The sequence below is a fragment of the Variovorax sp. FW301-JW7 genome (assembly GCF_058788795.1).
In genome coordinates, this window is the sequence record NZ_JBYTBC010000005.1 from 432,694 (window position 1) to 457,417 (window position 24,724).

Genomic DNA, 24,724 nt, shown 5'->3' on the forward strand with positions numbered 1-24,724 from the left:
CTGCTTCGGGGCAAACTCCTGCTGGTACCCCATTCGCCATTTGGCGATGTTATATTTGTAAATTCTTACTTACATCTTCCCCTTGAGCCGCTCCTTCAACCAACAGCTCGATCAGCACGGCGCCTGGCGGAGCAACTTCGCACGCCGCCTTCAGTGGCTGTCCCGTTGGCTGACCGACAACGAGCTGCTCGACCAGGCCGTGGCCGAACGGCTGCGCGCCCTCGAAGACCAGATCCGCACCAGCAAGGTCATGGTGGCCTTCGTGGCCGAGTTCTCGCGCGGCAAGTCGGAACTGATCAACGCGATCTTCTTCGCCGGTTACGGGCGGCGGATCATGCCGGCCAGCGCCGGGCGCACCACGATGTGTCCGACCGAGCTGGGCTACGACGCCGCCCTGGCGCCCAAGCTGCGCCTGCTGCCCATCGAAACCCGCCTGGAGCCGCACTCGCTCGCCCACTGGCGCGAGCGGCCCACGCGCTGGACCGAGCTGCCCATCGAGGTGGGCGACGCCGAACAACTGGCCCGGGCCATGGGCAAGGTGGCCGAAGTCCGCTGGGTGAGCAAGGACGAGGCACGTGCGCTCGGCTTCTGGAACCCCGAGACGCCCGACGACAACCCGGTGCAGGACGCCGAAGGCCGCGTCGAGATTCCGCGCTGGCGCCATGCGGTGCTCAACATGCCGCACCCGCTGCTCGAGCAGGGGCTGGTGATCCTCGACACGCCCGGACTGAACGCGATCGGCGCCGAGCCCGAACTCACCGTGAGCCTGATCCCGCAGGCGCATGCCGTCGTCTTCATCCTGGGCGCCGAAACCGGCGTGACCCGCTCCGACCTGTCGATCTGGCGCGAGCACCTGATCACCGGCGACGAGAGCCACGACACGCGTTTCGTGGTGCTCAACAAGATCGACACGCTGTGGGACACGCTGAGCACCCCGGCGCAGATCGCGCAGCAGATCGAGCGCCAGCGCGAAGGTGCGGCCCGGCTGCTCGACGTGCCGTTGGCGCAGGTGCTGCCGGTGTCCGCACAGAAGGGCCTGCAGGCCAAGATCGCGCACGACGCGGCCCTGCTCGACGCCAGCCGGCTGCCGGCGCTCGAAGCGCTGCTCGGCGAAGGCGTGCTCGGCAAGCGCGAAACCATGCTGCGGCTCGCGGTCGATGCCGGCATGACCGCGCTGCGCACCGAGGCCGAGCGCCTGCTGAAGGTGCGCCAGCGCGACCTGTCGGAGCAGGCGCTCGAACTGCAGGGCCTGCGCGGTAAGAACGTGTCGGTGATCCGCCACATGCGCGCGCGCATCGACCAGGAACATGCCGAATTCGAAGGCAGCAACACCCGCATCCTGGCGCTGCGCTCGGTGCAGGGCAAGCTGCTGCGCGAGGTGTACGCGGTGCTCGGGCGCACGGCGCTCAAGGCCGACATGGTCAAGCTGGCCGCGGCGCTCAAGCGCCCCGGCGTCAAGTTCAACGTGCGCAAGGTGTACGGCGAGACCTTCGATGCGCTGCGCAACAACCTGCGCGAAGTGCAGGCGACGACGGCCGAGATCCAGTCGATGCTGCACGCCACCTTCCGCCAGCTCAATGCCGAGCAGGGCTTCACGCTGCAGGCGCCGGCCGAGCCCGACCTGAGCGGCTTCGAGCAGGAGCTGGGCCAGATCGAGCGCAGCCACATCCACTACCTGGGCGTGGGCAACCTGATCAAGCTCGCGCAGGCCGACTTCTGCGACAAGCTGGTGCGCGCATTGGCCAGCCGGCTGCGGCTCGTCAACGAAGCCGCCATGACCGAGGTCGAACGCTGGAGCAAGGGCGCGAGCGCGCAGATCGATGCACAGCTCAAGGAACGCCGCCGCAATTTCAGCAAGCGCATTGAGGCGATCGAACGCATCCAGAACGCCGCGGGCAGCCTCGACGACCGGCTGTCCGAGATCGCCGCGCAAGAGAGCCACCTGGCCGCGCTGCAGGAGCGCCTGCACGAGTTCACCTCGCTGATCGCGCAGCACGGCAGCCAGCCGCCTGTCGCGGCCGCCGCCATCGCGGGCGAGCAACTGCGTGCGGCCTGAACGCGCCGCCGCGCGGGCGGCCGTTTCCCCATCTCTGTCGCTGCCCCCCGATTTCGCCGCACAGATCGTGCGCTGGCAGCGCAGCCATGGGCGCAGTGAGCTGCCGTGGCAGAACACGCGCGATCCGTACCGCGTCTGGCTCTCGGAGGTGATGCTCCAGCAGACCCAGGTCACGACCGTGCTGGGCTACTTCGCGCGCTTTCTCGAACGCTTCCCGGACGTGGCCGCGCTGGCCGCTGGCACCGAAGACGAGGTGTTCGGTCTGTGGAGCGGCCTCGGCTACTACAGCCGCGCGCGCAACATGCACCGCTGCGCGCAGGAGGTGGTTGCGCGCTTCGGCGGCGCCTTTCCGCACACCGCCGCCGAACTCGTGACCCTGCCCGGCATCGGGCGCTCCACGGCTGCCGCGATTGCGGCCTTCTGTTTCGGCGAGCGCGTGGCCATCCTCGACGGCAACGTGAAGCGCGTGCTGACGCGCGTGCTCGGCTTCGACGGCGACATGTCGTCGTCGGCGCAGGAGCGCGCGCTGTGGGACCTCGCCACGCAGCTGCTGCCGCCGGACGGCCAGCGCGAAGCGGTGGCGCACTACACGCAGGGCCTGATGGACCTGGGCGCCACGGTCTGCCTGCCGCGCAAGCCCAGCTGCATCATCTGCCCGGTGAACGCCAGCTGCGTGGGCCTGCGCCAGGGCACGCCCGAGCGCTACCCGGTAAAGACGCGCAAGCTCAAGCGCAGCGCCCAGTCGCTGTGGGTGCTGCTGGCGCGTGACGCGCAAGGGCGCGTGTGGCTGGAGAAGCGGCCGGCCAAGGGCATCTGGGCGGGGCTGCATTGCCTGCCGGTGTTCGACAGCCACGACGACCTGCTCGCGGCCTTGCCGGAGGGTGCGGCGCACGACACGCAAGACCTGCCGCCCTTCGTGCACGTGCTGACTCACAAGGACCTGCATTTGCATCCGGTACAGCTCCAGGGCGTCCAGCCGCAAGGCGAGGGCGCGCGCTGGGTCGAGGCGCAGGAGTGGAGCCGGCTGGGGCTGCCCGCCCCGATGCGCAAGCTGCTGGAAACCGCCGAGGCCTGAGCGGCCTTCGCCCTCAGGCGTCGAGTTCGCGGTGGCGCTTGAGCGCGCCCCAGCGGGCACCGAAGGCGCGTGCCAGCTGCTCGACCAGGAACACCGACCGGTGCTGCCCGCCCGTGCAGCCGATGGCCACCGTCACGTAGCTGCGGTGGTCGCGCGCCAGGGCGTCGAGCCAGTGCGTCAGGAACTGCTCGATGTCGTCGAACATGCGCGCCACGTCGTCGTGCTCGCGCAGCCATTCGATCACCGGCTCGTCGCGCCCCGTGAGCGCGCGCAGCGCCGGCACGTAGTGCGGGTTGGGCAGCATGCGCACGTCGAACACGTAGTCGGCATCGAGCGGCACGCCGCGCTTGAAGGCGAACGATTCGAACACCAGCGTCAGCGCGTTCTGCGGCGCCGAGATCAGCCCCTTGATGTAGCTCTGCAGCTGCGCGGGGCGGATGAGGCTGGTGTCGATCACGTCGGCGCCATCGCGCAGGTCGGCCAGCAGCTCGCGTTCGAGTTCGATGGCCTGCACCAGCACGCGGTGCTGCTCGGGCACGTCGGTACGGCTTTCCTGGCGCGAGAGCGGGTGACGCCGGCGGGTTTCCGAATAGCGGCGCAGCAGCGCGTCGGTGGTCGCGTCGAGGAACAGCGAGCGCAGCGAGACGCCGTCGGCGCGCAGCGCCTCGAGCTGCTGCGGCACGATCGGCAGCGACACGCCGCTGCGCACGTCCATTGCGATCGCCACGCGCGTGGCCTGCTGCTCGTGCTGCAGCGCGATGAAGGCCGTGAGCAGCTCGGGCGGCAGGTTGTCGACGCAGTAGTAGCCGGCGTCTTCCAGCGCGTGCAGCGCCACCGACTTGCCGGAGCCCGACATGCCGGTGATGAGGACGAGGTCGAGATTCATGTTCATGGGGCGGTCGCCGGCGTCTTGTGGCCCAGCATTTCGCGCGCATGGGCCAGCGAGGTGGCCGACACCTTTTCACCGCCCAGCATGCGGGCGATTTCGCGGGCGCGGTCGTCGGTGGCGAGGCGCGACACGCCGCTTTCGGTGCGCGGGCCGTCCGTGCCGGCCGCCGTCGTCTGGCGCTTGGCGACCACGAGGTGGTGGTCGGCGCAGGCCGCCACCTGCGGCAGGTGGGTCACGGCGAGCACCTGGCGGTCGCGGCCGAGCTGCTTCATGAGGCGGCCCACGGTCTCGGCGACGGCGCCGCCCACGCCGGCATCGACCTCGTCGAAGATCAGCGTCTGTGCGGCGCCCAGTTCGCTGGTCGTCACGGCGATGGCCAATGCGATGCGCGAGAGTTCGCCGCCCGAGGCCACCTTGCCGATGGCGCGCGGCGTGCTGCCGGCGTGGCCGGCCACCAGGAACGAGATTTCTTCGAGGCCGGCGCGGCCGGGCTGTGCCAGCGGTTGCAGTTCGACGTCGAAGCGCCCGCCCTGCATGCCCAGGCCCTGCATCGCCTGCGTGACGGCCTGGGCCAGGCGCGGCGCGGCCTGCTTGCGGATCTTGCCGAGGGCCTTGGCTTCCTTCATGTAGGCCTGTTGCGTGTTCTGTTCGGTGCGCTCCAGGCCTTCGAGGTCGCTTTGTGCGTCGAGCGCCTGCAGCTCCGCCTGCCAGCCGGCCAGCAGCGCGGGCAGCTCGGCGGGCGTGCGCTTGTAGCGGCGCGCGAGCGACATCCACAGGCCCATGCGTTCATCGAGTTCGGCGAGGGTCTTGGGATCGGTGTCGGTGTCGCGCAGGTAGCCGTGCAGCGAGTGGGCCGCGTCCGAAGCCTGCGCCACGCAGGAGGCCAGCACCTCGCCCAGCGTGCGGAACTCGGGCTCGATGTGTTCGCAGTTCTGCAGCAACGTCGCGGCACGCGAGAGGGCGGCGAGGGCGCCGTTGTCGTCGTCTTCGAGCGCCTGGCTTGCGCCCTGGGCGGCGTCGATGAGGGCCTGTGCATTCGAGATGCGCGAGTGGTGGGCCGAGAGTTCGTCCCACTCGTCGGCACCCGGCGCCAGCTTGGCGACTTCGGAAATCTGCCACTGCAGCCGCTCACGCTCGCGCTGCAGCGAGTCTTGCGCCGAGCGTGCGTGCTCGAGCGCCGAGAGCGCCTGGCGCCAGCTCTGCCAGGCGGCGTCGAGCGCGTCGGTGCGCGCGCCCGCGTAGGCGTCGAGCAGGCCACGCACGGCCTCGGGGCGGGTCAGGCTCTGCCAGGCGTGCTGGCCGTGGATGTCGAGCAGGCGGTCGCCGAGTTCGCGCAGCTGCGTGGCGGTGGCGGGGCTGCCGTTGATCCAGCCGCGGCTGCGTCCCTGCAGGTCGACCGTGCGGCGCAGCAGCAGGCCGTCGCCCGCCTCGAAGCCGCCTTCGTCGAGCCAGCCGGCCAGGGCCGGGTCGGCGTCGAACTCGGCGCTCACGTCGAGCCGCTCGGCGCCTTCGCGCACGGCACCGGCGTCGGCGCGGTTGCCCAGTGCCAGCTGCAGTGCGTCGATCAGGATGGACTTGCCGGCGCCGGTTTCCCCGGTCAGCACCGTGAAGCCGGCCGACAGATCGAGTTCAAGGGACCGCACGATCACGAAGTCGCGCAGTGCGATGCGTCGCAAAGCCATCTCAGTTCGTCCTCAAGCTGGGGGCGTGGTCCTTCATTCAGGAGCCCCCTTCGTTCCAATGGAGTTTTTTCCGCAGCGTGTCGAAGTAGCTCCAGCCGCGCGGGTGCAGGAAGCGCACCCGGAAGTCGGAACGGCGCACCACCACGCGGTCGCCGATGGCGAGCGAGGCGAGCGACTGCATGTCGAAATTGGCGCTGGCGTCGCGACCGCTCACCAGCTCGATCACGATCTCGTCGGCGTCGGGCAGCAGCACGGGGCGGTTGGACAGCGTGTGCGGCGCGATCGGCACCATCACCCATCCCGGCACCGCCGGATGCAGCAGCGGCCCGCCGGCCGACAGCGCATAGGCCGTCGAGCCCGTGGGCGACGCGATGATCAGCCCGTCGGCGCGCTGGTTGGCCACGAAATGGCGGCCCACCGACACGCGCATCTCGACCATGCCCGAGGTGGCGCCGCGGTTGACCACCACGTCGTTCATTGCGAGCGCGTCGAACACCACGGCCTCGTCGCGGAGCACCTGCGCGTGCATCAGGCTGCGGTGGTCTTCTTCGTATTCGCCGGCCAGCATCGGGATCAGCGTGGCCTGGTAGTTGTCCAGCGGGATGTCGGTGATGAAGCCGAGCCGGCCGCGGTTGATGCCGATCAGCGGGATGCCATAGCACGCGAGCTGGCGGCCGATGCCGAGCATGGTGCCGTCACCGCCGACCACGAGGCCGAGGTCGCAGCGCTGGCCGATTTCTTCGACCGACAGCGCCTGGTAGCGCGGGTGGGGTGGGGCGTCGGTGTCCTCGCAGGACGAACGCTCCACGAACACCGTGCAGCCCTGCGATTCGAGGAAGGCGCCGATGCCTTCCATCACGCCGTCGCGCGCATCGGCTTGCGCCCGGGCGCCGGAAGCCTGGTATTTGCCGATCAGGGCGACGTGACGAAAGCGAGAGGTCATAGCTCACAAATTACAACACTAAAATCTTGCAATGCTGGACGACCGTGCCAAGTTGCTGTTGAAGACGCTGGTCGAGCGTTACATCGCCGATGGGCAACCCGTCGGATCACGCACGCTCTCGCGTTCGGCGGGGCTGGATCTCTCGCCCGCGACCATCCGCAACGTCATGTCCGACCTCGAGGCGCTGGGGCTCATCGCCAGCCCCCACACCTCGGCCGGACGCGTGCCGACCACGCGCGGCTACCGGCTCTTCGTCGACACCATGCTGACCGCGCAGCGCGAGCAGATGAGCGCGCCGAGCCTGGCCGCCGACCAGCCACAGAAGGTGATCGCCAACGCCGCCCACCTGCTGTCGAACCTGTCGCAGTTCGTCGGTGTGGTGATGGCACCGCGCCGCGCCTCGGTGTTCAAGCAGATCGAATTTCTGCGGCTCTCGGAGCGGCGGCTGCTGGTGATCATCGTGTCGCCCGACGGCGACGTGCAGAACCGCGTGATCTTCCCGGAGTCCGACTACTCGCAGTCGCAGCTGGTCGAGGCCTCGAACTACATCAATGCGCACTTCGCGGGCCTGACGATCGAGCAGGTGCGCGACCGGCTGCAGTCCGAGGTCGAGAAGCTGCGCGGTGAAATCGCGGCGCTGATGCAGGCGGCGGTGCAGGTCAGCTCCGAAGTGCTCACCGATGCCAAGGCCGACGACGTCGTGATTTCCGGCGAGCGCAACCTGCTGTCGGTGACCGATTTTTCCAGTGACATGGGGCAGCTGCGGCGCGCCTTCGATCTTTTTGAAGAGAAGGCGCAGCTGATGCGGCTGCTCGACGTGTCGAGCAAGGCCGAGGGCGTGCGCATCTTCATCGGCGGCGAAAGCCAGGTCGTGCCCTTCGAGGAGCTGTCCATCGTCAGCGCCAACTACGAGGTCGACGGCCAGGTGGTCGGCACGCTGGGCGTGATCGGCCCGACCCGCATGCCGTACGACCGCATGATCCAGATCGTCGACATCACGTCGCGGCTGGTGAGCAACGCGCTGAGCCACCGCAAGTAAGCGGCCGCGCGCGGCGCATAGAATCGGGCCCGCGTGGGCCGTTAGCTCAGTTGGTTAGAGCAGCGGACTCATAATCCGTTGGTCGAGTGTTCAAGCCACTCACGGCCTACCACCACACATTCCCCCCTCTGCAGATACTCCGACGAAGGCCGCATTTCGCGGCCTTTTTCTTTGGTGCCAGAGGCGCGAGCGAGGCCTGCGGCCGCCGCCGATTTCACCTACGGCAAACACAGGATTCCTTCAGGTTGCAATGCAACATCGAAGGCAGAATGCACCATTTGAGTGCAAATGTAACGAGCCGGGTGATCCCTGCGCGCGCCGCACTGCGATTTCCGATGGCCATGACCCCGCTTTTCAAGCTCCTGCTTCCGATGTCCCTGCTCGCGCTCGCTGCATGCGGCGCCAAGCAGGCCTCCACCACCGATGACGCGCCGCCCGAAGTCGGCGTGGTGGCGCTGCACGCCAGCGACGTGGCTGTGCACACCGAGCTCGCGGGCCGCACGGCCGCCTACCGCGTCTCCGAGGTGCGGCCGCAGGTCAACGGCATTGTGCGCAAGCGGCTGTTCGAAGAGGGCGGCATGGTCCGCGCAGGCCAGGTGCTGTACGAGATCGAGCCCGGCCCGTTCGAGGCCGCGCACGAGCAGGCGCAGGCCGCGTTGGCCACGTCGCAGGCCACCATCGCCAGTCTGCGCGGCAAGGCAGATCGCTTCGGCGAACTGGTCAAGGCCAACGCCGTGAGCAGGCAGGAACACGAAGAGGCGCAGGCCGCGCTGGTGCAGGCGCAAGCCGGCGTGAAGGCCGCGCAGGCGGCCGTGAAGGCGGCGCGCATCAACCTCGACTTCACGCGCATCACTGCGCCCATCGCGGGACGCATCGGCCGTTCCGCCGTGACCGAAGGCGCGCTCGTGGCGCCGGGCCAGGCGATGGCGCTGGCCACGATCCAGCGGCTCGATCCGATCTACGTCGACGTGGTGCAGTCGAGCCTGGAACTGACGAAGCTCAAGCGTCGCTTCATCTCGGGCGACATGGCGCCGGCCAGTACCCAGGTTCGCCTGCGCATGGAAGACGGCCTGCCTTACCCGCATGCCGGCACGCTGAAGTTCTCCGAAGTGGCTGTCGACGAGGCCACCGGCTCGGTCACGCTGCGCGCGGAATTCCCGAACCCGCAAGGGCTGCTGCTGCCGGGCATGTACGTGCGCGCGCAGGTCGAGTTCGGCGTGGAGCGCCAGGCTATCCTGGCGCCGCAGCGCGGCGTGGCCCGCAACGAGAAGGGCGAGCCGACTGCGCTGGTGGTGGCGGCCGACAACAAGGTCGAGTTGCGCGCGCTCGAAGTGCGCAGCACCGAGGGCGAGCACTGGGTCGTGACCCGGGGCCTGCGCGAGGGCGACCGCCTGGTGGTCGACGGCCTGCAGCGCGCACGCCCGGGCGAAAAAGTGAAGCCGGTGCCGGTGTCCACGGCGGGCGCATCGTCCGCTGCCGCGCCTTCGCCGGCCGATTGATCAGAAGCGACAACCTCCCGTGATCGCTCATTTCTTCATCCAGCGGCCCGTCTTCGCCTGGGTCATCGCCATCCTCATCATGCTGGCCGGCGGCGTGGCCATTCGCACGCTGCCGGTGTCGCAGTACCCGGACATCGCACCGCCGACCGTGGTCGTGTCGGCCAACTACCCCGGCGCCTCGGCGCAGGCGGTGGAAAACAGCGTCACGCAGGTGCTCGAGCAGCAGCTCAAGGGCATCGACGGCCTGATGTATTTCAAGTCGACCAGCAGCGCCGCCAGCTGGGCCGAGATCAACGTCACCTTCCGCCAGGGCATCGACCCCGACACCGCGCAGGTGCAGGTGCAGAACAAGGTCAGCCAGGCCACCAGCCGGCTGCCGCAGGCGGTGCAGCAGCAGGGCGTGACGGTCGCCAAGTCGCAGAACAACTTTCTGCTGATCGTGGCGCTGTACGACGAGACCGGCCAGCGCACCGACACCGACATCGCCGACTGGATGGCCAGCAACCTGCGCGACCCCATCAGCCGCGTCGACGGCGTGGGCTCGGTGCAGGCCTTCGGCGCGGCGTACGCCATGCGCATCTGGCTCGACCCGCACCGGCTGGCCAGCTACCAGCTGATGCCGTCCGACGTCACGGCCGCCATCACCGCGCAGAACACGCAGGTGTCGGTGGGCGAGATCGGCGCGCGGCCGTCGGCGCCGACGCAGCACCTGAACGCCACCGTCACCGCGATGTCGCGGCTGCAGACGCCCGACCAGTTCAAGGCCATCGTGCTCAAGACGCAGGCCGACGGCGCCGTGGTGCGGCTGGGCGACGTGGCGCGCGTGGAGATCGGCAGCGAGTCGTATGCCGAGACCACGCGCCTGAACGGCCACCCGGCAGCGGGCTCGGCCGTGATGCTGGCGCCCGGCGCCAACGCGCTGACCACCGCCCGCGCGGTGAAGGCGCGCATCGCCGAGCTCGAACGCTCGCTGCCCGCGGGCCTGCGCGTGGCCTACGCGGAAGACACGACGCGCTTCGTCAAGATCTCGATCCAGTCGGTCATCCGGACGCTGCTGGAGGCCATCGCGCTGGTGGTGGTCGTGATGTTCCTCTTCCTGCAGAACTGGCGCGCCACGGTGATCCCCGCGATCACCGTGCCGGTGGTGCTGCTGGGCACCTTCGGCGTGCTCGCGGCCTTCGGCTATTCGATCAACGTGCTCACGCTGTTCGGCATGGTGCTGGCCATCGGCCTGCTGGTGGACGACGCGATCGTGGTGGTGGAGAACGTCGAGCGCGTCATGCACGAAGAGGGGCTCGATGCGAAGGCCGCCACGATCCAGTCGATGAAGGAAATCACCGGCGCGCTGGTCGGCATCGCGGTGGTGGTGTCGGCGGTGTTCCTGCCCATGGCCTTCTTCGGCGGCTCGGTGGGCGTGATCTACCGGCAGTTCTCGGTGACCATCATCGCGTCGATGGCGCTGTCGGTGGTGGTGGCCATCGTGCTCATCCCGGCGCTGTGCGCACGCTTCCTGAAGCCTGGCGTGCCACCGCGCACGCGTGGCTTCCTGGGGGCCTTCAATCGCCGTTTCGATGCCGCGCAAGGCCGCTATGTGAGCGCGCTGGGCCGCATCCTGCGCAAGCCGCTGCGCTTCACGGCGGTGTATGTCGGCATCGTGGCCGGCATGGGCCTGCTGTACCTGAGTCTGCCCGGCGGCTTCCTGCCGGAAGAGGACCAGGGCAGCGTGATGGTGATCGCGACGCTGCCGGCCGGCGCCACCTCGGGTCGTACCGATGAAGTGAACCGCGCCATCGAAAAGCACTTTCTCGAGACCGAGAAGGACACGACCGACACCATCTTCACGCTCACCGGCTGGAGCTACAGCGGCTCGGGGCAGAACATGGGCATGACGTTTGTCTCGCTGAAGGACTGGTCCGAACGCGCCAGCGCCGACAAGCGCGCGCACGCCATCGTCGAGCGTGCCGGCAAGGCGCTGGCCAAGCAGCAGCGCGACGCCGAGGTTTTCGGCATGGTGCCGCCGCCCATCGAAGGGTTGGGCGAATCGAACGGCTTCGAGTTCTGGTTGCAGGACACCTCGGGCATGGGCGCCGAGCGGCTGTTGCAGGCACGCGAAAAACTGGTGCGCGAGGCCAACAAGGACCCGCGCCTGCAGTCGGTGCGCGCCAACAGCGTGGCCGGCACGCCGCAGCTGCAGGTCGACATCGACCAGCTGAAGGCCTCGGCGCTGCGGCTGTCGCTGGACGACGTGAACACCACGCTGGGCATTGCCTGGGGCGGCAGCTACGTCAACGACTTCATCGACCGCGGCCGCGTGAAGCGCGTGTACGTGCAGGCCGATGCGCCGTATCGCTCGGCGCCGGACGACATCGGCCAGTGGTTCGTGCGCGGCAGCACGGGCGCGATGACGCCGTTCTCGGCCTTCGCCACCACGCGCTGGTCGCAGGGCGCATCGCAGCTGGAGCGCTACAACGGCCTGCCGGCGGTGCAGATCCAGGGCGCGGCCGCGCAGGGCACCAGCTCGGGCACGGCCATGGCGGCCATCGAGACCCTCGCGAAGAAGCAGAGCGGCACGGGCCAGGCCTGGAGCGGCCTGTCGTACCAGGAGCGGCTGTCGGGCGGGCAGGCGCCGCTGCTGTTCGCGCTGTCGATCCTCGTGGTCTTCCTGTGCCTGGCGGCGCTGTACGAGAGCTGGTCGGTGCCGGTGTCGGTGATGCTGGTGATTCCGCTGGGCGTGCTCGGCGCGGTGATTGCGGCGGCGCTGCGCGGGTTGTCGAACGACATCTACTTTCAGGTCGGCCTGCTCGCGACCATCGGCCTGTCGGCCAAGAACGCGATCCTGATCATCGAGTTCGCGGAGGCGGCGCTGCGCCGTGGCGTGCCGCTGCTCGAAGCGGTGGCCGAAGGCGCGCGCCTGCGGTTGCGGCCGATCCTGATGACCTCGCTGGCCTTCCTGGCGGGCGTGATCCCGCTGGCCGTGGCCACCGGCGCGGGCTCGGGCAGCCAGGTCGCGATCGGCACCGGGGTGTTCGGCGGCGTGCTCGCGGCGACGGCACTGGGCATCTTCTTCGTGCCGCTGTTCTACCTGCTGGTGAAGCGCGTGGCCGCAAGGCTGATGGGACGGCCGGCGGCCGGTGGACAAGTGGCCTGAGGCCTGAGGCCTGAGGCCTGAGGCCTGAGGCCTGAGGCCATCGCATCACAAGGCCGTGAAGCTTTTTTGAAAGCCTCGCCGGAACAGCGCTTTCAGCAGGGTAGAATTCAAGGCTGCGCGGCTGTAGCTCAGTTGGATAGAGTACTTGGCTACGAACCAAGGGGTCGTGGGTTCAATTCCTGCCAGCCGCACCATCTCTCGAATAGCCTGGAAGAGTTTCTCTTCCAGGCTATTTTCGTTTGGGGCCCTCGCACAGAGGGTTTCGCCGCCCGCATTCGCTGCGCGGCAGGCGCCCACAAAAAAGCCGCCCGAGGGCGGCTTTTTGACGTCGATACGGACAACTGCCAGGCCAGGCCTGTGCAGCGTCGCACCATGCGTCTTACTTCTTCTTGGCGACGGCCTTCTTGGCGGGAGCCTTGGCGACGACTGCCTTCGTGACAGCAGCCTTGGTGACAGCTGCCTTCTTGGGGGCGGCGGCCTTCTTGGCAGCGGGTGCAGCAGCGGCCTTTTCAGCCTTGCGCTTGGCGGCCTTGGGGTCGATGGCGGCCTTGAAGGCAGCGCCGGCGACGAACTTCGGCACCTTGGTGGCGGCGATCTTGATCTTGGTGCCGGCCTGGGGGTTGAAGCCCGAGCGTGCAGCGCGTGCGACTTGCTTGAAAGTACCGAAGCCGACCAGCTGGACCGAATCGCCCTTCTTCACGGCAGCGACGACGCTGCTGGTGATCGTTTCGAGGACGCGTGCGGCCTCGGCCTTGCTCAGGTTGTGGGTGGTGGCGATCTTCTCGACCAGTTCGATGCGGTTCATTCAGTATTCCTTGGATGGTATGGCGCCGTGTTGCCTACGGCGGCCCAGGCTTATTCCGGGCGGGGCGGAGTGTACCGGGTCGGAAGGGCCTCTTTGGAACGGCACGGGCCGGATGCGTTGCAACAGGCCCCATTGCAGGCTGCCGTCGTCCGTATTTTCAGCTTTCGATCACAAAGGTTGGGACGGGCGAAAAAACACGCTATAATCGAAAGCTGTGCGGCTGTAGCTCAGTTGGATAGAGTACTTGGCTACGAACCAAGGGGTCGTGGGTTCAATTCCTGCCAGCCGCACCACTCTTCAAGGGTTAGCTCGTTTTTCGAGCTAACCCTTTTTCTTTGGCCGGTCATTGCACCGTGCCCGCATCAAGGACGCGCCGGTCGCACGTCCTTCCAGAGGCCGGCCCGCTTGGCCTTCGCTTCTTCCTCCGCAAATTCGTACTGCCCGCGCTCCTGGGGCGACAGGCGCTGCGCCTGCGCAGGCTGCCAGTGTGCCAATCCGACGGTCAGCAATGCCAAGCCTGCGTCGAGCGTCCTCGGGCCATTGGGGGCTGAATCCGGCGTCACCATCACGCGGCAGACGCGTTCGCGAGCGTGGGATGTGGGATCGTCGCAGTCGACGTCTGCCGGCTTCAGGCGAACCATGTCGTGCATCTTCTGCCGAGCTTGCTCTGCGAAGGGCTGCCCGGACTTTGGCGCCTCGATGCCCTGCAGGCGCACGCGACGCCACGCATTGGCACTGGCCGCGTCGCCGCATCGGGCGGTCATGGTGTCGCCGCTGTGGATGCTCACGACGAAGCAGGTCTGTGTTCTGGCGTAGGTATCGAAGGGAAGAAAGCCCAGTGCGGCAGCAAGGACCGCGAGAGCGTACAAATGAAGCCCCGCCGAGGCATGGCGACGGCAGGGGAAATGTCCGGTGGCGATCACGGGGGCTCCTGTCTCCTGGGGATTGCGGTTGCGGCAAACTCACCGGCTTGTAGGGCGCGGCAAGGGCGCCCAGTATTTCCGATTTGAAGGGCTCTGCATTGAACAAGGCATTCACCAAGGAGTCGGACGCCGATGCGGACGACGACGATGACGGCGCAGGCGGCGCCGCACCCGCGCTGCCGGCGGGCAGTAAGAACTACATCACGCCCGAGGGCTACGCGCGCCTGCGCGACGAGCTGCTGCAGCTGATGGACGAGGAGCGCCCCAAGGTCGTCGAGGCCGTGCACTGGGCCGCGAAGAACGGCGACCGCTCCGAGAACGGCGACTACCTCTACGGCAAGAAGCGCCTGCGCGAGATCGACCGGCGCATCCGCTTCCTCGGCAAGCGGCTCGAGATCGCGGAGATCACCGACCCGTCGGTGCATCATGGCCGCGACCAGGTCTTCTTCGGCGCCACCGTCCGTTATGTCGACGAGACCGGCGAGGAGCGCAGCGTCACCATCCTCGGCATCGACGAGGCCGAGAGCGCCAAGTCGGAGGTCAGCTGGATCTCTCCCATCGCACGCGCGCTGCTCAAGGCGCGCGAAGGCGACGTGGTGAAGCTCGTGACGCCCGGCGGGGCGCACGAGGTGGAGATCCTGTCGGTGAGCTATCCGGCGCTGCGCACGCCGGCGAACTGACGCGCGAGTGAACTCAGGGCGCCGGAATCGTCCGCGCCGCGGTCAGCACCGACGCGGTCCGGCGCGCGGCGCGCAGCACGGCATCGAGGTGCGTGCGATCGCGCACCGCGATCACGAAGCGCAGGTCGGTCGAATCCTGCGGGGTCTCGTCGGCCATTTCCACGTGCGTGATGTCGGCCTCGGCATCGGCCAGGGTGGCCGCCACGCGGGCCAGCACGCCCTTGTCGTTGCGCACGGTGATGACCACGCCGGTCTCGAAGGCACGCGTGGGCTCGTCGGCCCATTCGACCGCGAAGAAGCGCTCGCTGTCCTTGTTGCGCAGGCGTTGGCCCACGCCGCAGTCGTCGGTGTGCACCACCAGTCCTTCGCCGTGCCCGAGGTAGCCGACGATCTGGTCGCCGGGGATGGGTCGGCAGCACTGCGCGAAGCGCACGGAAGAGTTCTCGCTGCCATCGAGCGTCACGGCGCCTTGCGACACGGCCTCGTGCGACGTGAAGCGCTCGCGGCTCAGGAGCAGGGCGTCGGGGCGCTCGCCGATCTCGGCCAGCAGCGCCATGAGCCGCTTGGCGACGATGCTCGCGATGCGCTTGCCCAGGCCGATGTCGGTCAGCAGCTCGGCGCGGGTGCGGTTGCCGGTGAAGCGCAGCAGCTTCTCCCACAGCGCCTGGTGTTCGTCGTCTTCCTCGGGCAGCTTGCCCAGGCCTTCGGCGCGCAGCGCCTGCGCCAGCAGCTTCTCGCCCAGGCCTTCGGACTCGGCATGCGCCAGCGTCTTCAGGTAGTGGCGGATCTTGGAGCGTGCCCGGCCGGTGCGCACGAAGCCCAGCCACGCGGGGTTGGGCGTCGACACCGGCGCCGTGATCACTTCGACCACGTCGCCGTTCTTCAGCTCGGTGCGCAGCGGGACCTGGTCGCCGTTGATGCGCGCGGCCGAGGTGTGGTCGCCGATGTTGCTGTGGATGGCATACGCGAAGTCGACCACGGTGGCGCCGCGCGGCAGCGCCATGATCTGGCTTTTGGGCGTGAAGACGTAGACGGCGTCGGGGAACAGGTCGACCTTGACGTGGTCCCAGAACTCGGCGGCGTCGCGCGTTTCGTCCTGGATGTCAAGCAGCGACTGCAGCCACTTGGTGCCCAGCCGGTCGTTGCTCGCGGCATTGGGCTCGGCAGCCTTGTAGAGCCAGTGCGCTGCGACGCCCGATTCGGCCACGACGTGCATGGCCTCGGTGCGCAGCTGGAACTCCACGCTCACGCCGGCAGGGCCCACCAGCGTGGTGTGCAGCGACTGGTAGCCGTTGAGCTTGGCGATCGCGATGTGGTCCTTGAACTTGCCCGGCAGCGGCTTGTACATCTGGTGCAGGATGCCCAGGCCGGTGTAGCAGGCGATCACGTTCGGCACGATGAGCCGGAAGCCGTAGATGTCGGTGACCTGCGCGAAGCTCAGGTGTTTTTCTTCCATCTTGCGGTAGATGGAATAGAGCGTTTTCTCGCGGCCTGCGATGCGCAGCGTCATGCCGGCGGCGGAGAAGGCCGTCTCGACCTCTTTCTGTACCTTCTGGATCAGGTCGCGTCGTCGTCCGCGGGCCTTGGCGACGGCCTTGGCCAGCGTGGCGTAGCGCCAGGGCTTGAGGTGGCGAAATGACAGGTCCTGCAGCTCGCGGTAGGTCTGGTTCAGGCCCAGCCGGTGCGCGATGGGGGCGTAGATCTCGAGCGTTTCACGCGAGATGCGGGCCCACTTTTCGCGTGGCGCATCGGCCAGCGTGCGCATGTTGTGCGTGCGGTCGGCCAGCTTGACCAGGATGACGCGCACATCGCGCGCCATGGCCAGCAGCATCTTGCGGAAGGACTCGGCCTGGTTTTCTTCGCGCGTGTTGAACTGCAGCTTGTCGAGCTTGGTGAGCCCGTCGACCAGCTCAGCAACCGGGGCGCCGAAGCGCTCGATGAGTTCCGGCTTGGTGACGCCGCAATCTTCGATGGCGTCGTGCAGCAGCGCGGCCATGAGCGCCTGGGCGTCGAGCTTCCACTCGGCGCACTGCGCCGCCACGGCGATGGGATGCGTGATGTACGGCTCGCCGCTGTTGCGCAGCTGCCCGAGGTGGGCTTCGTCGGCGAAGCGGTAGGCCCGGCGAACCAGCTCGGTGTCTTCGGGGCTCAGGTAGTCGAGGCGGGCCGTCAGCGCAGCAAAACTCGCGGCGGCCGCGTTCAGCGCCGCCGGACTCGGTTTCGGCGTGGGGGACGTAGGTTTGGCGACCGCGCTCATGGCTACCACTTTAGCGTGACCGCTCTGTGGGCGCGTCCAGACGTAAAAAAAGCACCGCAATGCGGTGCCTTTTCGTTGCAGGGCTGCGTCAGAAGATCAGCCCGGCACTTTCTTGAGCATCTCGATGCCGATCTTGCCTTCGGCGATTTCGCGCAGGGCCGTGACGGCGGGCTTGTTCTTGCTCTCGATCTTGGGGGCGTGGCCTTGGCTCAGCATGCGCGCACGGTACGTGGCGGCGAGAACGAGCTGGAAGCGGTTCGGGATCTGAACGAGACAATCTTCGACGGTGATGCGGGCCATGATGAATTCTTTCGGTCGGTGAGCGGGGATTTCAAGGGATGTTCAGTGCGGCGAACGTATCGGCACGGGCTCTGCGCTGTGCGGAATACCGCAGCCGCTGCGCGTGGACGATCGCCTTGAGATCGAAAAGCGCGCGCTCAAATAACTCGTTGATTATAACGAAATCGAATTTTCCGGCCTGGGCCATCTCTTCGGCCGCGTTCTTCAGGCGCAGTTCGATCACCGCCGCGCTGTCCTCGCCGCGCCGTTCGAGGCGGGAACGCAGCTCCTCCCAGCTGGGCGGGAGGATGAAAATCATGACCGCGTTGGCAAAGGTCTTGCGGATCTGCAGTGCGCCCTGGAAGTCGATTTCGAGGATCACGTCGGTGCCCAGGGCCACCCGTTCCTCGACCGCCTTCTTCGACGTGCCGTAGCGGTGGCCGTGCACGTGGGCCCATTCCACGAAGCCGTCGGCCGCAATGAGGGCGTCGAACTCGGTCGGGGAGGCGAAAAAATACTCCCGGCCGTGCTTCTCCTGCCCGCGCGGGGGGCGCGTGGTGTGGGAGACCGAGGGCTGAACGGCCGAGTCGAGCTCCATGAGCGCCTTGACCAGGCTCGATTTGCCAGCGCCGCTGGGCGCGGCGACCACGAAGATATTGCCGGGGTAGTCCATGGGTAGGCTCGTCGTCATTCGATGTTCTGCACCTGCTCGCGCATCTGCTCGATGAGGACCTTCATGTCCACGCCGATGCGCGTGAGTTCCAGGGCCGCCGATTTGGAGCCCAGGGTGTTGGCTTCGCGGTGCAGTTCCTGGATCAGGAAATCCAGCCGCTTGCCGATGTCGCCGCCCTTCTTGAGCAGCCGCTCAATCTCGTCGAGGTGCGAATTCAGCCGCGTGAGCTCTTCCGCCACGTCGATGCGGATCGCGAAGGCGGTGGCCTCGGTCAGGGCGCGATCCTGCGCGGCTTCGGGTAGCGTGCCGCCCGTGCCGGCGGTCAGGCCCATGGCCTCCTGCCAGCGCTCCAGGAAGCGGTTGCGTTGCTGTTCGACCAGCTGTGGCACCAGCGGGCCGGCCTGCTGCACCAGGGTGCGCAGCTGGGCCAAATGGGCCTCGAGCATCTTGGCCAGCCGGGCGCCTTCGCGCTGGCGGGCGGACATCAGCGCCTCCAGCGCCTTGCCTGCCACGTCGAGCAGGTCGGGGCCCCAGTCGCCACGCGTGGCGCCGTCGCCGCCGGCCAGCCGCAGCACGTCGGCCACGCTGAGCTCGCGGGCGCCAGGCAGCCAGGCACGGATGCCGTCCTGCACGCCGTTCAGCCGCTGAAGCAGCTTGACGGAGGGCTCGACCACGCCCGCCTGGGACGTGTTCTCGATGGCCGCGCGCACCTCGACCTTGCCGCGCTTGAGCTTGGCCGTGAGCAGCTCGCGCAGCGCGGTCTCATGCTGGCGCAGCTCCTCGGGGAGCTTGAAGGTGAGGTCGAGAAAGCGGCTGTTGACCGAGCGGATTTCGACCCCGAGCCGGCCCGCGGCGGAGGGCCGTGCATCGGCTTCGGAGTGGCTGCCTGCGGGGCCGTTCTGGCCGCTGGCATAGCCGGTCATGCTGTAAACTGGCATTGCGCCTCACTGTGGTTTTGCTTGCAAGCACCGAGGCGTCGGTACAGCGTTCGCTTGCCGCACCATCGCCTTCGGGCGAAACTCCCGGATTATGTCAAAGGTCAAGCCTACGCCCCTGTTGCCCGATACGGTCATTGGCGGATATCGCGTTGTTCGCCGGCTTTCCGCGGGCGGTTTCGGCGTGGTCTACCTCGCCATCGACCCGAACGGCCAGCAGGTCGCCGTCAAGGAATACCTGCCTTCGTCGCTCGCCACGCGGGGCCCCGGCGAGTTGGCGCCGCAGGTGCCGCCCGAGAAGCTGTCGCTGTACCGCCTGGGACTCAAGAGCTTCTTCGAAGAAGGCCGTTCGCTCGCGCAAATTTCGCATGCGTCGGTGGTCAGCGTGCTCAATTTCTTCCGCGAGAACGAGACCGTCTACATGGTCATGAACTACCTGGAGGGCGCGACCCTGCAGGATTTCGTGGTCACGGCGCGCGACCTGAAGCGGCAAAAGGTGTTCCGCGAATCGACCATCCGTTCGCTGTTCGACGAAATCCTGCGCGGCCTGCGCATCGTCCACCAGTACAAGATGCTGCACCTGGACATCAAGCCCGCCAACATCTTCGTCACCGACGACGACCGCGCCGTGCTGATCGACTTCGGCGCCGCCCGCGAAGTGCTCAGCAAAGAGGGCATCTTCATCCGCCCCATGTACACGCCCGGCTTCGCCGCGCCCGAGATGTACCGGCGCGATTCGTCGATGGGCCCCTGGACCGACATCTACGCCATCGGCGCCTGCATCTACGCCTGCATGCAGGGCTATCCGCCCAACGACGCGCCCCGGCGCATCGAGAAGGACCGCCTGAGCCTGTCGCTCTCGCGCCTGCGCGGCGTGTACTCCGACAACCTTATCGAGGTGGTCGAGTGGTGCATGTCGCTCGACCCGCTCTCGCGTCCGCAGTCGGTGTTTGCGCTGCAAAAAGAACTCAGCCGCGAAGGCGAGCGCCGCTACACCAAGCTCACGGTCGGCGAAAAGGTGCGCCTGTCGATCGACAACATCCGCTCCTTCGACAAGAAGAGCCTGCCGCGCGCCGCCGCGCCCACCACCCGTCCGGCCTGATCGACATGAAGTTCTCCGTGTTCCAGGTCAGCCGCAAGGGTGGCCGTCTCAAGAACGAAGACCGCATGGGCTACTGCTACACGCGGGAGTCGGGCCTGTTCGTGCTCGCTGACGGCATGGGCGGCCACCCTGAAGGCGAAGTGGCGGCCCAGCTGGCGCTGCAGACCATCGCCGCGCTGTACCAGCGCGAGGCCCGCCCCACCGTGAAGGACGTGAAGGCCTTCCTGGCCGAATCGGCCATGTCGGCGCACCAGCAGATCATGCGGTACGCGAGCCACAAGGCGATGCTCGACACGCCCCGCACCACCGTGGTCGCGGCCGTGCTGCAGAACGCCACCGCCACCTGGCTGCATTGCGGCGACTCGCGCCTGTACGTCGTGCGCGACGGCCGCCTGCTGACCCGCACCCGCGACCACTCGCATGCCGAGCGCCCCAAGCCCCACGGCGCCACCGACGCGCCCGTCAACCGCAACCTGCTGCTGACCTGCCTGGGCTCGCCCACCACGCCGCTGTTCGACGTGTCGGCGCCGCTGCCGCTGCAGCGCGGTGACCGCCTCATGCTGTGCTCCGACGGCGTCTGGGGCGTGCTCGACGACGCCGTCATCGTGCACACCCTGTCGTCCGGCAAGCCCGTGTCCGATGCCGCGCCCGACCTCGCCGAGATGGCGCTGCGCAAGGGCGGCGCCCACAGCGACAACGTGACGCTGATCGCGCTCGAGTGGGAAATGCCCGAGACGCCCGGCGACGACCGCGGCGTGTCCACCGAAACCATCGACGACGGCGTGTTCGCCTCGACCATCCAGGCCGGCATGCCGTCCGACAGCGAGATCGACGACCTCGACGAAGACGCCATCGAGCGCTCCATCGCCGAGATCAACGAAGCCATCCGCCGCTCAGCCGCCCGCAAGACCTGATCTCTCGATCGGGTCTCGCGGTTTTTCTTTTTCTTTTTCGGTTTCCTCCAGACACATGACTGCTTTCACACGAAGCGGCGGCCGCGCCGCCGACCAACTGCGCCCCGTGCGCATCACCCGCGGCTTCACCATCCACGCCGAGGGCTCCGTGCTCATCGAGTTCGGCCAGACCCGCGTGCTGTGCACCGCCTCGGTCGAAGAAAAAGTGCCGCCGCACAAGAAGGGCAGCGGCGAAGGTTGGGTCACGGCCGAATACGGCATGCTGCCGCGCGCCACCCACACCCGCAGCAGCCGCGAAGCCGCCAAGGGCAAGCAGACCGGCCGCACGCAGGAAATCCAGCGCCTCATCGGCCGCTCGATGCGCGCCGTGTTCGACCTCGCCGCCTTGGGCGAACGCACCATTCACCTCGACTGCGACGTGCTGCAGGCCGACGGCGGCACGCGCACCGCGGCCATCACCGGCGCCTTCGTGGCCGCACAGGACGCCGTCGACAAGCTGCTGGCCTCCGGCGCGCTCAAGACCTCGCCCATCAAGGGCCACGTGGCCGCCATCTCGGTGGGCATCGTCGACGGCACGCCGCTGCTCGACCTCGAGTACACCGAAGACTCGGCCTGCGACACCGACATGAACGTCGTCATGACCGGCGCCGGCCACTTCGTCGAAGTGCAGGGCACGGCCGAAGGCGTGGCCTTCACGCGCGAAGAAATGAACCTCCTGCTCGGCCTGGCCGAGAAGGGCATCGGCGAGCTCGTGAGCCTGCAGCAGCAGGCCCTGCTTTCGAACTGAACGACGACTACAACCAACGAGCCACTGGCGCCCGTTCATCGGGCACCACAGCCATCTTTGACTTTCCATGAAACTGGTTCTGGCTTCCAACAACGCGGGCAAGCTCGCCGAACTCCAGCAGCTGTTTGCCGAGCTGTCCGTCACCCTGGTGCCGCAGTCGGCACTCGGTGTGGGCGAGGCTGAAGAACCCTTCCGCACCTTCGTCGAGAACGCGCTCACCAAGGCGCGCCACGCCAGCGCCGCCACTGGCCTGCCGGCCATTGCCGACGACGCCGGCCTGTGCGTCGACGCTTTCGGCGGCCTGCCGGGCGTCGACACCGCCTACTACGCCACGCAGTTCGGCTACGCCAAGGGCGATGCCAACAACGTGAAGGCGCTGCTCGAACAGCTCGACGGCGTGGTCAACCGCCGCGCCGCGCTCGTCAGCACGCTGGTCGCGCTGCGCCGCCATGACGACCCCGAGCCGCTCATTGCCGTCGGCCGCGTGGTCGGCGAGATCGCGCCCGCGCCCATCGGCGACAACGGCTTCGGCTTCGACCCCGTCATGTACCTGCCGAGTTTCGGCAAGACCTTCGCGCAGCTGCCGTCCGACGTGAAGAACGCCAACAGCCACCGCGGCCGCGCCGCGCAGGCCATGCTCGCCCTGATGCGCGGGCGCTGGTTCTGACACATGGCCACCGTCTTCCCGATCCAGCCCGCACAAGCCGGCGGCGCCCCCCAGGCCAATGACGTGCTGCACTGGATGCGCCCCGGCCCGCTGCAACTCGCCGCGCTGCCGCCGCTGTCGCTGTACATCCACCTGCCGTGGTGCCTGCGCAAGTGCCCTTACTGCGACTTCAACTCGCACGAGTGGCGCGCCACCAGCGAGGCCGACATCGACGGCCTCCCCGAAGCCGCCTACATCGACGCCCTGATCGCCGACCTTGACGCCGCGCTGCCGCTGATCTGGGGCCGCACCGTCCACACCATCTTCATCGGCGGCGGCACGCCCAGCCTGTTCTCGCCGCAGGCCATCGACCGGCTGCTGGGCGATGTGCGCGCGCGCCTGAAGCTCGCGCCCGAGTGCGAGATCACGCTCGAAGCCAACCCCGGCACCTTCGAACGCAACCGCTTCCGTGCTTACCGCGCGGCCGGCGTCACGCGCCTGTCGGTAGGCGTGCAAAGCTTCAACGATGAGCACTTGACGGCGCTGGGCCGTGTGCACGACCGCGCCCAGGCCATCGCCGCGGTGGAAGAGGCCGCAAGCGCCTTCGACACCTTCAATCTGGACCTGATGTACGCCCTGCCGGGCCAGTCCATGGAAAGCCTCGACGCCGACCTGACCCAGGCCCTGGCTCTGGCGCCGCCGCACATCTCGATCTACCACCTCACCATCGAGCCCAACACCTGGTTCGCCAAGTTCCCGCCCACGCTGCCCGAGGACGACATCGCCTACGCCATGCTCGATCGCATCACCGAGCGCACGGGCGCGAGCGGCATGTCGCGTTACGAGGTCTCGGCCTATGCGCGCGACGGGCACCAGTGCGCGCACAACCTCAACTACTGGCAGTTCGGCGACTACCTCGGCATCGGCGCCGGTGCGCACAGCAAGCTGAGCTTCGCGCACCGCATCGTGCGGCAGGTGCGCTATCGCGAACCGCGCCTGTACATGGAGAACGCGCGCGCCGGCATGGCCGTGTCGCAGAGCGACGAAGTGGCGCTGGCCGACTTGCCGTTCGAGTTCATGCTCAACGCGCTGCGGCTGAAGCAGGGCTTCACGCTGCCCCAGTTCAGCGAACGCACGGGCCTGGCGATGACGTCGATCCAACGCGGCCTGGAAGAGGCCGAGCGCAAGGGCCTCGTCGCACGCGACCTGTTCCGCGTGTGGCCCACCGAGCGCGGACTCGACTTCCTGAGCGACCTGCAGACGCTGTTCCTGCCCGATGACGAGTAAGGCTGCGCCGTCGGCATAAAATCGACGGTTCCGGAGAGTTGGGTGAGTGGTTTAAACCAGCAGTCTTGAAAACTGCCGACGTGAAAGCGTCCGTGAGTTCGAATCTCACACTCTCCGCCAGAATCGATCTCTGACAGTTTTTGGAAGTCCCGTGCAGTCCCTGCAACGGGACTTTTTCATTGGGGAGGGGGTCTTTTTCAGTCCGATGCGATCCACTGTAAGTCACCCCCAGCCCGGCGCCAAACATGGCATTAGTCATGGTATTTTCTAACCGATACCATGACCCTCACTGTTAAAGCTGTCGACGCAGCCAAGCCGCGCGAGAAGGCCTACAAGCTGACCGATGCGCACGGCCTGTACCTATTCGTCTCTCCCGCTGGCACGAAGAGCTGGCGGGCGAACTACACGGCCGGCGGTAAGCAAAAGACAAGGACCTACGGCCTCTATCCTTCGGTGAGCCTGGCGGATGCCAGGAAGGCGCATACGTCGGCTCGCGAGGGGTCGCCGGCTGCGGCCGGCACGCCGACCTTCGAGGCGGTGGCGCGCGACTGGCTCAAGGCGAAGCTTCCGACTCTCTCAAATGGGAAGCATCAAATTCAAGTGGAGAGCACCTTGGAGCGCTATGCGTTCCCGGCACTCGGGTCGCGCCCTATTGATGGCATACCGCGATCAGAGCTGGTCACGGTGGTGCGAGCTGCTCAGGCCGGCGGGAAGATCGAAACCGGCCATCGTGTGGCGAGCCGCATCTCTGCGGTTTTCGACTTTGCCCAAGACATGGGCTTGCTCCAGCAGCATGGCGCGGCCGGGCTTACACGCGTGCTCATCGCGCGAAAGACGAAGAAGCCGATGGCGAGCATTCCGGCAGAAGAAGCCGGCGCGTTGATGCGTGCCATTGACGGCTATGAAGACTCGGTGACTCGGCTCGGCCTGCAACTATTGGCTCACACGTTCGTCCGGGTCGGCGAGCTGCGCGGCATGCTGTGGGGCGAGCTGAAAGAAAAGGGGGCGGTGTGGGTTGTGCCTGCGGAGTGTTGATTGCCGCCGAAAATTGACCCAGCTAACGCAGTAATTTCCGTCTAAGACTGACCCACGTAAAACCCTACCC

Annotated in this window: 21 protein-coding genes and 4 tRNA genes; 16 read left to right on the top strand and 9 right to left on the bottom strand. The window is 67.5% G+C overall.

The window, feature by feature from the left end; all coding sequences use genetic code 11:
• Nucleotides 1-82 precede the first annotated feature (82 nt).
• Both AC3WQM_RS17210 and mutY read left to right on the top strand, forming a co-directional pair.
• Nucleotides 83-2,056, top strand: coding sequence for a dynamin family protein (locus AC3WQM_RS17210; RefSeq protein ID WP_492680354.1), 1,974 nt, complete (start codon nucleotides 83-85; stop codon nucleotides 2,054-2,056).
• 40 nt (nucleotides 2,057-2,096) lie between these two features.
• Entirely contained in the window at nucleotides 2,097-3,131 is a 1,035-nt protein-coding gene (gene mutY / locus AC3WQM_RS17215) for an A/G-specific adenine glycosylase (RefSeq protein ID WP_492680390.1), read from the top strand.
• Nucleotides 3,132-3,144: 13 nt separating this feature from the next.
• Here the strand turns inward: mutY and rapZ are convergent, their stop codons facing one another.
• Genes rapZ through AC3WQM_RS17230 form a run of 3 tightly spaced genes read right to left on the bottom strand, consistent with a single transcriptional unit; the run spans nucleotide 3,145 to nucleotide 6,645 of the window.
• A complete protein-coding gene (gene rapZ, locus AC3WQM_RS17220) occupies nucleotides 3,145-4,017 on the bottom strand; it encodes an RNase adapter RapZ (protein WP_062476353.1) in 873 nt (290 codons plus the stop codon).
• A gap of 2 nt (nucleotides 4,018-4,019) precedes the next feature.
• Nucleotides 4,020-5,702, bottom strand: a complete 1,683-nt coding sequence (recN, locus tag AC3WQM_RS17225; RefSeq protein WP_492680356.1) for a DNA repair protein RecN — start codon at nucleotides 5,700-5,702, stop codon at nucleotides 4,020-4,022.
• 37 nt (nucleotides 5,703-5,739) lie between these two features.
• Nucleotides 5,740-6,645, bottom strand: a complete 906-nt coding sequence (locus AC3WQM_RS17230) for an NAD kinase (protein WP_062476290.1) — start codon at nucleotides 6,643-6,645, stop codon at nucleotides 5,740-5,742.
• A gap of 31 nt (nucleotides 6,646-6,676) precedes the next feature.
• On the opposite strand from AC3WQM_RS17230, the gene hrcA reads away from it, so the two are divergent.
• From hrcA to AC3WQM_RS17255, 5 genes are all read left to right on the top strand, one after another.
• Nucleotides 6,677-7,684, top strand: coding sequence for a heat-inducible transcriptional repressor HrcA (hrcA, locus tag AC3WQM_RS17235; protein WP_492680358.1), 1,008 nt, complete (start codon nucleotides 6,677-6,679; stop codon nucleotides 7,682-7,684).
• A 35-nt stretch (nucleotides 7,685-7,719) separates the two neighbouring features.
• Nucleotides 7,720-7,796: transfer RNA gene (locus AC3WQM_RS17240), tRNA-Ile, on the top strand.
• A 259-nt stretch (nucleotides 7,797-8,055) separates the two neighbouring features.
• Nucleotides 8,056-9,183, top strand: a complete 1,128-nt coding sequence (locus AC3WQM_RS17245; RefSeq protein WP_492680360.1) for an efflux RND transporter periplasmic adaptor subunit — start codon at nucleotides 8,056-8,058, stop codon at nucleotides 9,181-9,183.
• Nucleotides 9,184-9,205: 22 nt separating this feature from the next.
• Nucleotides 9,206-12,331 (top strand): efflux RND transporter permease subunit, encoded by a 3,126-nt coding sequence (locus AC3WQM_RS17250; RefSeq protein WP_492680392.1) that lies wholly within the window; start codon nucleotides 9,206-9,208, stop codon nucleotides 12,329-12,331.
• Nucleotides 12,332-12,448: 117 nt separating this feature from the next.
• Nucleotides 12,449-12,525, top strand: a tRNA-Arg gene (locus AC3WQM_RS17255).
• A gap of 185 nt (nucleotides 12,526-12,710) precedes the next feature.
• On the opposite strand, the gene AC3WQM_RS17260 is transcribed toward AC3WQM_RS17255, so the two are convergent.
• Complete coding sequence (locus tag AC3WQM_RS17260; RefSeq protein ID WP_062476298.1) at nucleotides 12,711-13,136, bottom strand: HU family DNA-binding protein; 426 nt, start codon at nucleotides 13,134-13,136, stop codon at nucleotides 12,711-12,713.
• Between the two features lie 216 nt (nucleotides 13,137-13,352).
• On the opposite strand from AC3WQM_RS17260, the gene AC3WQM_RS17265 reads away from it, so the two are divergent.
• Nucleotides 13,353-13,429: transfer RNA gene (locus AC3WQM_RS17265), tRNA-Arg, on the top strand.
• Nucleotides 13,430-13,498: 69 nt separating this feature from the next.
• Here the strand turns inward: AC3WQM_RS17265 and AC3WQM_RS17270 are convergent.
• Complete coding sequence (locus AC3WQM_RS17270; protein WP_492680362.1) at nucleotides 13,499-14,059, bottom strand: thermonuclease family protein; 561 nt, start codon at nucleotides 14,057-14,059, stop codon at nucleotides 13,499-13,501.
• Between the two features lie 98 nt (nucleotides 14,060-14,157).
• Between AC3WQM_RS17270 and greB the strand changes: the two genes are divergently transcribed.
• The gene (gene greB, locus AC3WQM_RS17275) at nucleotides 14,158-14,739 is read left to right on the top strand and encodes a transcription elongation factor GreB (RefSeq protein WP_492680364.1); all 582 of its coding nucleotides are present in this window, start codon (nucleotides 14,158-14,160) and stop codon (nucleotides 14,737-14,739) included.
• A gap of 13 nt (nucleotides 14,740-14,752) precedes the next feature.
• Here the strand turns inward: greB and AC3WQM_RS17280 are convergent, their stop codons facing one another.
• The 4 genes from AC3WQM_RS17280 to AC3WQM_RS17295 form a co-directional block, all read right to left on the bottom strand.
• Entirely contained in the window at nucleotides 14,753-16,996 is a 2,244-nt protein-coding gene (locus AC3WQM_RS17280) for a RelA/SpoT family protein (RefSeq protein ID WP_070062005.1), read from the bottom strand.
• A gap of 96 nt (nucleotides 16,997-17,092) precedes the next feature.
• Nucleotides 17,093-17,296, bottom strand: coding sequence for a DNA-directed RNA polymerase subunit omega (gene rpoZ / locus AC3WQM_RS17285; RefSeq protein WP_013543330.1), 204 nt, complete (start codon nucleotides 17,294-17,296; stop codon nucleotides 17,093-17,095).
• A 31-nt stretch (nucleotides 17,297-17,327) separates the two neighbouring features.
• On the bottom strand, nucleotides 17,328-17,948 hold the full coding sequence (gene gmk, locus AC3WQM_RS17290) for a guanylate kinase (RefSeq protein WP_056573336.1): 621 nt from the start codon (nucleotides 17,946-17,948) through the stop codon (nucleotides 17,328-17,330).
• A gap of 14 nt (nucleotides 17,949-17,962) precedes the next feature.
• Complete coding sequence (locus AC3WQM_RS17295) at nucleotides 17,963-18,886, bottom strand: YicC/YloC family endoribonuclease (protein ID WP_056573333.1); 924 nt, start codon at nucleotides 18,884-18,886, stop codon at nucleotides 17,963-17,965.
• Nucleotides 18,887-18,977: 91 nt separating this feature from the next.
• Here AC3WQM_RS17295 and AC3WQM_RS17300 point away from each other — a divergent pair, with 91 nt between their 5' ends.
• The 7 genes from AC3WQM_RS17300 to AC3WQM_RS17330 all read left to right on the top strand — a co-directional run bounded on the left by AC3WQM_RS17300 (nucleotide 18,978) and on the right by AC3WQM_RS17330 (nucleotide 24,654).
• A complete protein-coding gene (locus AC3WQM_RS17300; protein WP_056573330.1) occupies nucleotides 18,978-19,985 on the top strand; it encodes a serine/threonine protein kinase in 1,008 nt (335 codons plus the stop codon).
• A 5-nt stretch (nucleotides 19,986-19,990) separates the two neighbouring features.
• Complete coding sequence (locus AC3WQM_RS17305) at nucleotides 19,991-20,899, top strand: PP2C family protein-serine/threonine phosphatase (RefSeq protein ID WP_062476311.1); 909 nt, start codon at nucleotides 19,991-19,993, stop codon at nucleotides 20,897-20,899.
• Between the two features lie 55 nt (nucleotides 20,900-20,954).
• Nucleotides 20,955-21,686 (top strand): ribonuclease PH, encoded by a 732-nt coding sequence (rph, locus tag AC3WQM_RS17310; protein ID WP_062476315.1) that lies wholly within the window; start codon nucleotides 20,955-20,957, stop codon nucleotides 21,684-21,686.
• A gap of 67 nt (nucleotides 21,687-21,753) precedes the next feature.
• Nucleotides 21,754-22,353: an RdgB/HAM1 family non-canonical purine NTP pyrophosphatase gene (rdgB, locus tag AC3WQM_RS17315; protein ID WP_492680366.1), complete on the top strand. Its 600-nt coding sequence runs from the start codon at nucleotides 21,754-21,756 to the stop codon at nucleotides 22,351-22,353.
• Between the two features lie 3 nt (nucleotides 22,354-22,356).
• Nucleotides 22,357-23,619, top strand: coding sequence for a radical SAM family heme chaperone HemW (gene hemW / locus AC3WQM_RS17320; protein ID WP_492680368.1), 1,263 nt, complete (start codon nucleotides 22,357-22,359; stop codon nucleotides 23,617-23,619).
• Between the two features lie 32 nt (nucleotides 23,620-23,651).
• Nucleotides 23,652-23,739, top strand: a tRNA-Ser gene (locus tag AC3WQM_RS17325).
• A 159-nt stretch (nucleotides 23,740-23,898) separates the two neighbouring features.
• Nucleotides 23,899-24,654 carry a tyrosine-type recombinase/integrase gene (locus tag AC3WQM_RS17330; RefSeq protein WP_492680370.1) on the top strand — a complete coding sequence of 252 codons (756 nt, stop codon included), beginning with the start codon at nucleotides 23,899-23,901 and terminating at the stop codon, nucleotides 24,652-24,654.
• The last annotated feature ends 70 nt before the right edge of the window (nucleotides 24,655-24,724 follow it).

What these genes read in the sequence shown, in the direction of transcription:
- rph (WP_062476315.1), top strand. Translation starts at nt 20,955, where the DNA reads ATGACTGCTTTCACACGAAGCGGCGGCCGCGCCGCCGACCAACTGCGC.
- AC3WQM_RS17245 (WP_492680360.1), top strand. Translation starts at nt 8,056, where the DNA reads ATGTCCCTGCTCGCGCTCGCTGCATGCGGCGCCAAGCAGGCCTCCACC.
- AC3WQM_RS17280 (WP_070062005.1), bottom strand. Translation starts at nt 16,996, where the DNA reads ATGAGCGCGGTCGCCAAACCTACGTCCCCCACGCCGAAACCGAGTCCG.
- rdgB (WP_492680366.1), top strand. Translation starts at nt 21,754, where the DNA reads ATGAAACTGGTTCTGGCTTCCAACAACGCGGGCAAGCTCGCCGAACTC.
- rapZ (WP_062476353.1), bottom strand. Translation starts at nt 4,017, where the DNA reads ATGAATCTCGACCTCGTCCTCATCACCGGCATGTCGGGCTCCGGCAAG.
- AC3WQM_RS17300 (WP_056573330.1), top strand. Translation starts at nt 18,978, where the DNA reads ATGTCAAAGGTCAAGCCTACGCCCCTGTTGCCCGATACGGTCATTGGC.
- hemW (WP_492680368.1), top strand. Translation starts at nt 22,357, where the DNA reads ATGGCCACCGTCTTCCCGATCCAGCCCGCACAAGCCGGCGGCGCCCCC.
- rpoZ (WP_013543330.1), bottom strand. Translation starts at nt 17,296, where the DNA reads ATGGCCCGCATCACCGTCGAAGATTGTCTCGTTCAGATCCCGAACCGC.
- AC3WQM_RS17295 (WP_056573333.1), bottom strand. Translation starts at nt 18,886, where the DNA reads ATGCCAGTTTACAGCATGACCGGCTATGCCAGCGGCCAGAACGGCCCC.
- hrcA (WP_492680358.1), top strand. Translation starts at nt 6,677, where the DNA reads ATGCTGGACGACCGTGCCAAGTTGCTGTTGAAGACGCTGGTCGAGCGT.
- AC3WQM_RS17305 (WP_062476311.1), top strand. Translation starts at nt 19,991, where the DNA reads ATGAAGTTCTCCGTGTTCCAGGTCAGCCGCAAGGGTGGCCGTCTCAAG.
- gmk (WP_056573336.1), bottom strand. Translation starts at nt 17,948, where the DNA reads ATGGACTACCCCGGCAATATCTTCGTGGTCGCCGCGCCCAGCGGCGCT.
- recN (WP_492680356.1), bottom strand. Translation starts at nt 5,702, where the DNA reads ATGGCTTTGCGACGCATCGCACTGCGCGACTTCGTGATCGTGCGGTCC.
- AC3WQM_RS17230 (WP_062476290.1), bottom strand. Translation starts at nt 6,645, where the DNA reads ATGACCTCTCGCTTTCGTCACGTCGCCCTGATCGGCAAATACCAGGCT.
- AC3WQM_RS17260 (WP_062476298.1), bottom strand. Translation starts at nt 13,136, where the DNA reads ATGAACCGCATCGAACTGGTCGAGAAGATCGCCACCACCCACAACCTG.
- AC3WQM_RS17330 (WP_492680370.1), top strand. Translation starts at nt 23,899, where the DNA reads ATGACCCTCACTGTTAAAGCTGTCGACGCAGCCAAGCCGCGCGAGAAG.